The 5,330-nt window shown below is 40.2% G+C and carries 2 protein-coding genes and 2 pseudogenes; 2 read left to right on the top strand and 2 right to left on the bottom strand.

Annotated elements, in window-relative coordinates:
- Both ACLL8Z_RS09470 and ACLL8Z_RS09475 read left to right on the top strand, forming a co-directional pair.
- The coding region (locus ACLL8Z_RS09470) for a HipA domain-containing protein (protein ID WP_411274537.1) at window positions 1–418 on the top strand (418 nt) is incomplete at its 5' end.
- A gap of 529 nt (window positions 419–947) precedes the next feature.
- Window positions 948–1,130 (top strand): annotated as a pseudogene (locus ACLL8Z_RS09475) (nucleotidyltransferase family protein); the annotation flags it as partial.
- 32 nt (window positions 1,131–1,162) lie between these two features.
- On the opposite strand, the gene ACLL8Z_RS09480 reads toward ACLL8Z_RS09475, so the two are convergent.
- Together ACLL8Z_RS09480 and ACLL8Z_RS09485 are read right to left on the bottom strand one after the other, a co-directional pair.
- Window positions 1,163–4,600 (bottom strand): PAS domain-containing protein, encoded by a 3,438-nt coding sequence (locus ACLL8Z_RS09480; RefSeq protein ID WP_411274538.1) that lies wholly within the window; start codon window positions 4,598–4,600, stop codon window positions 1,163–1,165.
- Between the two features lie 361 nt (window positions 4,601–4,961).
- A pseudogene (locus tag ACLL8Z_RS09485) lies at window positions 4,962–5,330 on the bottom strand (tyrosine-type recombinase/integrase); the annotation flags it as partial.

Here is a 5,330-nt window from a genome sequence, read left to right on the forward strand (position 1 = left end):
GATAGAGAAATATTTCGTTATGGTCTTATTTAACTATCTTTTTTCAAATGGCGATGCGCATCTCAAAAACTTCGCTTTACTCGAAAGCGGATCCGGCGATTATTTATTAAGTCCGGCCTATGACCTGATCAATACCCGGCTGCATATAGACGATACAGATTTTGCCCTGACTGATTTATTCGCCGATAAATTACAGTCCGGTGCCTGGAAGAATAAAGGCCATGCCTCGGCAGAAGATTTCAGAGAGTTTGGCAGACGGATTGGCGTGCAGCCCAAAAGGATAGACAAATTGTTGGTGCCTTTTCTTGTTAAACAGGAGCAGGTAGAAACCCTGATCTCCCGGTCATTCCTAAATGAACCGGCCAAAAGAGGTTACCTGATGCAATATCAAACTAAAAGGAACTACCTAAACGGCTAGATCAGATAATGATCTGCAACAGCAAAGCTAACCTGCGAAGAAAAGCCGTTCAAGAGCTTTTTCGGCATAAACGCACATGTCCCGTCGCGTTATCTATTTATTCCACATTCACTTGAGCAATTTTCCTTCTTATGCGTTTTGTGGCTTAACAGATCATTCCCGTGATGGTATCATTTTCCAGTCCTGCCCATTTCATAGCGTAGGCACCAAAAAGCGGATAGCCGGGCGGGTGTCAAGACCGGGCAGCCAATAAAAACAACCAAAACCGCCTGCTCTGTATAGCATTTACACCTGACCGGCGTGGCTAAATTTGCGGAGGTGGTGGAATGGATTTTGGCCTTTTTGGAAATATTATTCCGGAACCTATAACTAATACGAGATTGTTAACTTTGTTAATAGCTAGCTGTTAAATAAGATTATGTATACAAGAGATAAGATCATAACGATACTAAAGAAAAATAAACCTGCCTTATCAGTAAAATGCCCTATTTCAGAATTGGGATTGTTTGGTTCTTAGGCAAGGGGAGATTATGATGAGCAAAGTGATATTGACATCCTTGTAGATTTTGACGGTCGCATAGATGGGTTTGATTACATACGACTGGCCCATGAGTTTGAAGATCACTTCAGACATAAAATTGATATGGTTTGCAGGAGAGGTATTAAACCTCAATACTTACCTTTCGTAGAACGGAACTTGATTCATGTCTGAACGCGACATCGTATTGCTTTTTAAAACTCGATTCAGGCTAATGGTAAGGTAAACCAAAACGTACTTCCTTTGCCCAATTCGCTGTCCACCCCAATATTACCATTGTGTTTTTTAATAATTTCTGCAGAAATATACAATCCAAGACCCAAGCCGGAATATTGACTCCCACTACTATCCACCCTGTAAAAACGATCAAATAAATGAAGTAATTTATCTGGTGAGATACCCGTCCCTGTATCTACTATCGATACTTTAGCCATATCACTTACTTTCTCGATAAAAATCCTTATCACTTTTGAACCAGAGGCATATTTTATGGCATTATTAACAAAATTGCTCACTACCTGATCAATTCTCATAGGATCAGCATAAACCTCGACATTCATGTCCCCTTCCGTGATGATGGTATAAATGCCCTCGACACGAACGTGAGGGCAGCACTCTTCTATCACTTTATACAAGTTGATTGATTGCTTTTTGATGTGAAGTTGCCCTTCATTTGCAACGCTTGCATTCAACAGATCATCCATGAGTACACTAACTTTATCTAAACTTTTATTAGCTTGTTCGATAAGTTTAGAAAACATGATATTAGATGGGTTATCCTTTATTCTGTTCAGCAATTGCAGAGAAGCTTTTAGGCTGGTTACAGGAGTTTTAAGCTCATGGCTGGCAATACTGATAAAATCATCTTTCTGTTGTTGCAGTATTTTAAGCTCTTGTATATCCGTTGCAGTACCTATCCATAATTGTGCTTCACCCTTATCATTTTTTATTGGCGTTAAACGAATTAAATGCCATCTATAAGATCCGTCTGCACCTTTACCCAGGATTTGAAAGTCACCGCCTTCGTTAGTTTCACAGATTGAGCGATAATTTTCTACAGCCAGTCGTAAATCATTGGGATTAATTACATTCTTAAATCCCAGTCGATTGGTTTGTTCCTGATCCAATCCGGTATAGTCATACCATCGCTGATTGTAAAAAGTTATTTTTCCGTCAACTGTACTTGTCCAGGCTATTTGGGGCATAGTATCTAAGAGCTGCCTAAAAAGCCTTTCCTTCTCTTCAATTCTCTTTTTTGCAATTACGATTTCTGTAACTTCATAGCCAAAAACTAAAATAGAGTATATCTGCTTATTTTCGTCATACATGGGCTGATAACTGAAGTTGAAATAGCACACTTCCGGAGCCAAATTTTCATCGCGGGCCAGGGTAATCGGTATATCAAAGCCTACATAAGTTTCACCGGTTGTATAAACTTTATCAAGTAACGTGTCAAAACCCTGCCCCTCCAATTCGGGCAGTGCAACCATAATGGGCTTGCCTTTAATTTTGCGCTTTCCAAATAACATCTGGTACTGATCATTTACCAAAGTGTAAATATGGGTAGGCCCTACCAGGGTACATACAAAACCTGGAGCGGTCATAAGCATATCCTGATGCATCAACGCTTGTGCTTCAATTTTTTTTCGGGCAATGACCTGATCTGTAATTTCGTGCGCCAAAGCCATTACGCCGCTTATAGTTCCATCAGCTTCCCGTAAGGGCTCATATACGAACTTGACAAAAATATCGGTTAAGGCTCCGTTGCGCTTAATGCTAAGCGGAAGCTCGTTGATTACTATATTTTCGCCGGTTTGGTAAACCTGATCCAATAGTTGTTTTAACCCCTGGTCACGAAATTCTGTAAGCACATCAAACGCGGGCTTGTTTAGTGCTTCTTCCATCGTTCTGTCCCACATTTCGATCATGGGCTCGTTAATGGTTTCAATTACATAATCTTCTCCACGTAATACGCAGATTGCGACAGGTGCTTGCATCACCAAACGCCGAAACTGCTCTTCACTTCCTTTTATCTTCTGATTTAATTGTGCCTCTGGGGTTACTTCTCTGCCGATAACCGCCACGCCAGTTATAGTACCCTCGGTATCTCGTTGCGCCTGATAGATAAAGGTATAGTAGGATAATTCCTTTTGACCGTTACGAACCAGATAAACCGGCATTTCGTAAGCAAAATGGGGTTGCCCGGTTGTATAAACCTTATGAAATAATTCGTCAAACCCATGCCCAACCAGTTCTGGCAAAACGGCTAACAATGGCTTCCCGCTCACATTTTTTCCTTTTCCCCAGGTTTCTAATATCGCATCGTTAGCGATATCGATAATCATTTCTTTCCCTTTTAAAATAGCTATCAATGATGGGGAGGAAAATATCATTTCCCGATAACGATGTTCGCTTTCTTCTATTTTTTTGCGGGATGTTACCTGCACGGTGACGTCAGTAGCCGAAACCATTACCCCGGTAATAATTCCATCGTCTTCCCGGTAAGGTTGATATACAAAATTGAAATAAATGGTTTCCGGCTTTCCGTCTTCACGGATGAAATAAGCTGGCTCCTCTGTTCCGTAATGTGTAACGCCATTACCATAAACATCCAGTAGGTATCCCATGAAAGGCTGGCCTTTCATTTCGGGGATGATCTCAAGGAATGGCTTACCAAGCGCTCCTTTATCTACATTCCAAATCTTGAATGCTGCCTCATTAGCCACCTTTAGCACCATATCTTCACCTTTTAAAATACAGACGGGGGAAGGGAACTTCTCTACGAGGTTGCGGAATCGTTCTTCACTTTCTTCAATTCTTTTGCGGGCAAGCACCATTTCTGTTACTTCGAAAGCGGTGGTGGTAACGCCGGAAATAGCCCCATCTTCTTCGTGATAAGGCTGGTAAATAATATTAAAATACCGGTCTTCCAATATACCATTATACTGTAGCCGGGCCAGTATTTCATTCGCATAAAGGGGCGTACCTGTTTTTAAAACCGACAGTATCATTCCCGGAAATGGTTGATCTTTTACTTCAGGTAGCACCTGGAGCAATGTTTTGCCTTCCACATCCCTGCCTTTCCCCCAAAAATCTTTCATCAGGTTATTGGCAAAGGTAATCACCAGGTCTTCACCCTTCATGATACAAAATGCGAATGGGGAATTCATCAGCATCATGTAAAACAGCTTCTCGCTGACGGAAATCTGTTCTAAAGAGTTTGTTTTTAGTTCGAGCCGGGATTTTAATGTTTCTACTTCTGTTATATCTTCAAGCCGTTGTGTGATGTATTTTATATTGCCGGATTTGTCTAGAGTGGGTGAGTGCGTAATGCGGTAACGCTTTTGGTTAATATCTACTTCAGGTTTATCTGTGGTATAAACAGGGATGCTCAACGTGTCGGTAGTTTTATGTTGCAGTACACGTTTTAAAGAAGCCTTTATGTCATCGATGCTACCGGCAACCGTGTCATTAGCAGGATTAGTCAACGCATCAAAAATATTTTTACCTGAAATGGCTTCGTTTAATTTATTAACAGCTTTCAAATAAGCTTGCGTAGCAGAAATGATCGTAAGATCTTTATCAATAATTAATAATAACTCAGGGGAATTATCGAATAAAGCGTTATAATCAGGAGTTTCCATATTTCATTTCTTTCGTTGGCAAAATCAACAAAAATTAAAAAACAAACTTTCGCTAATTTGCTTTCTTTCCTCGTATTGAAGGTAATTATTGAGGTCTAAGCGGTTATTTATCCCGCTTTATTTTTAGTCAAACCTACTGTTTTAATGAGCTTTTTAAACTCTGCATAATGGGTTAGTAAAGTTTGAAAGGTTAACGTCAAGGATGGGCAATACCCATTTGTACAATTCACAACAATTTTTGTTTTAAAAGGAGGAGTTGATTCGATAATAATCCTGTTTTGAGTAGTGCACAGGGAAAGATTTCCAAAAGCTATACAATACTTTTTTAAAATCAGGGTGATAAAAACAAAGCTTTAATCATTTAATGATTGCGCGTCAGTAATTTATCCCCATTTTCGGGGAAAACAGGACCAAATACTTTTTGATTAGGGTTAAGCAGTGCCGTTGGCGCTTTTATTCCGATTAAATCTCGAAGCTTAGTCGTATCCTGACTTACCTTTTGCTCCACTACCTTCGCGTAGATCTGTGTAGTTCGGATGGTTGTATGCCCCAGCATCTTACTTACCGTCTCAATCGGAACCCCGTTAGAAAGCGTAACTGACGTAGCAAACGTAAATGAAAAGTCAGGTTCTTTTTAATTCCGCATAACTCTGCTACCTCTTTCAAATAGCTGTTTAATTTCTGATTAGATATCATAGGAAAAAGACTCCCTCTCGCAATGGATCTCGCG

Source organism: Daejeonella sp. (genome assembly GCF_046590655.1).
Classification (GTDB): Bacteria; Bacteroidota; Bacteroidia; order Sphingobacteriales; family Sphingobacteriaceae; genus Daejeonella.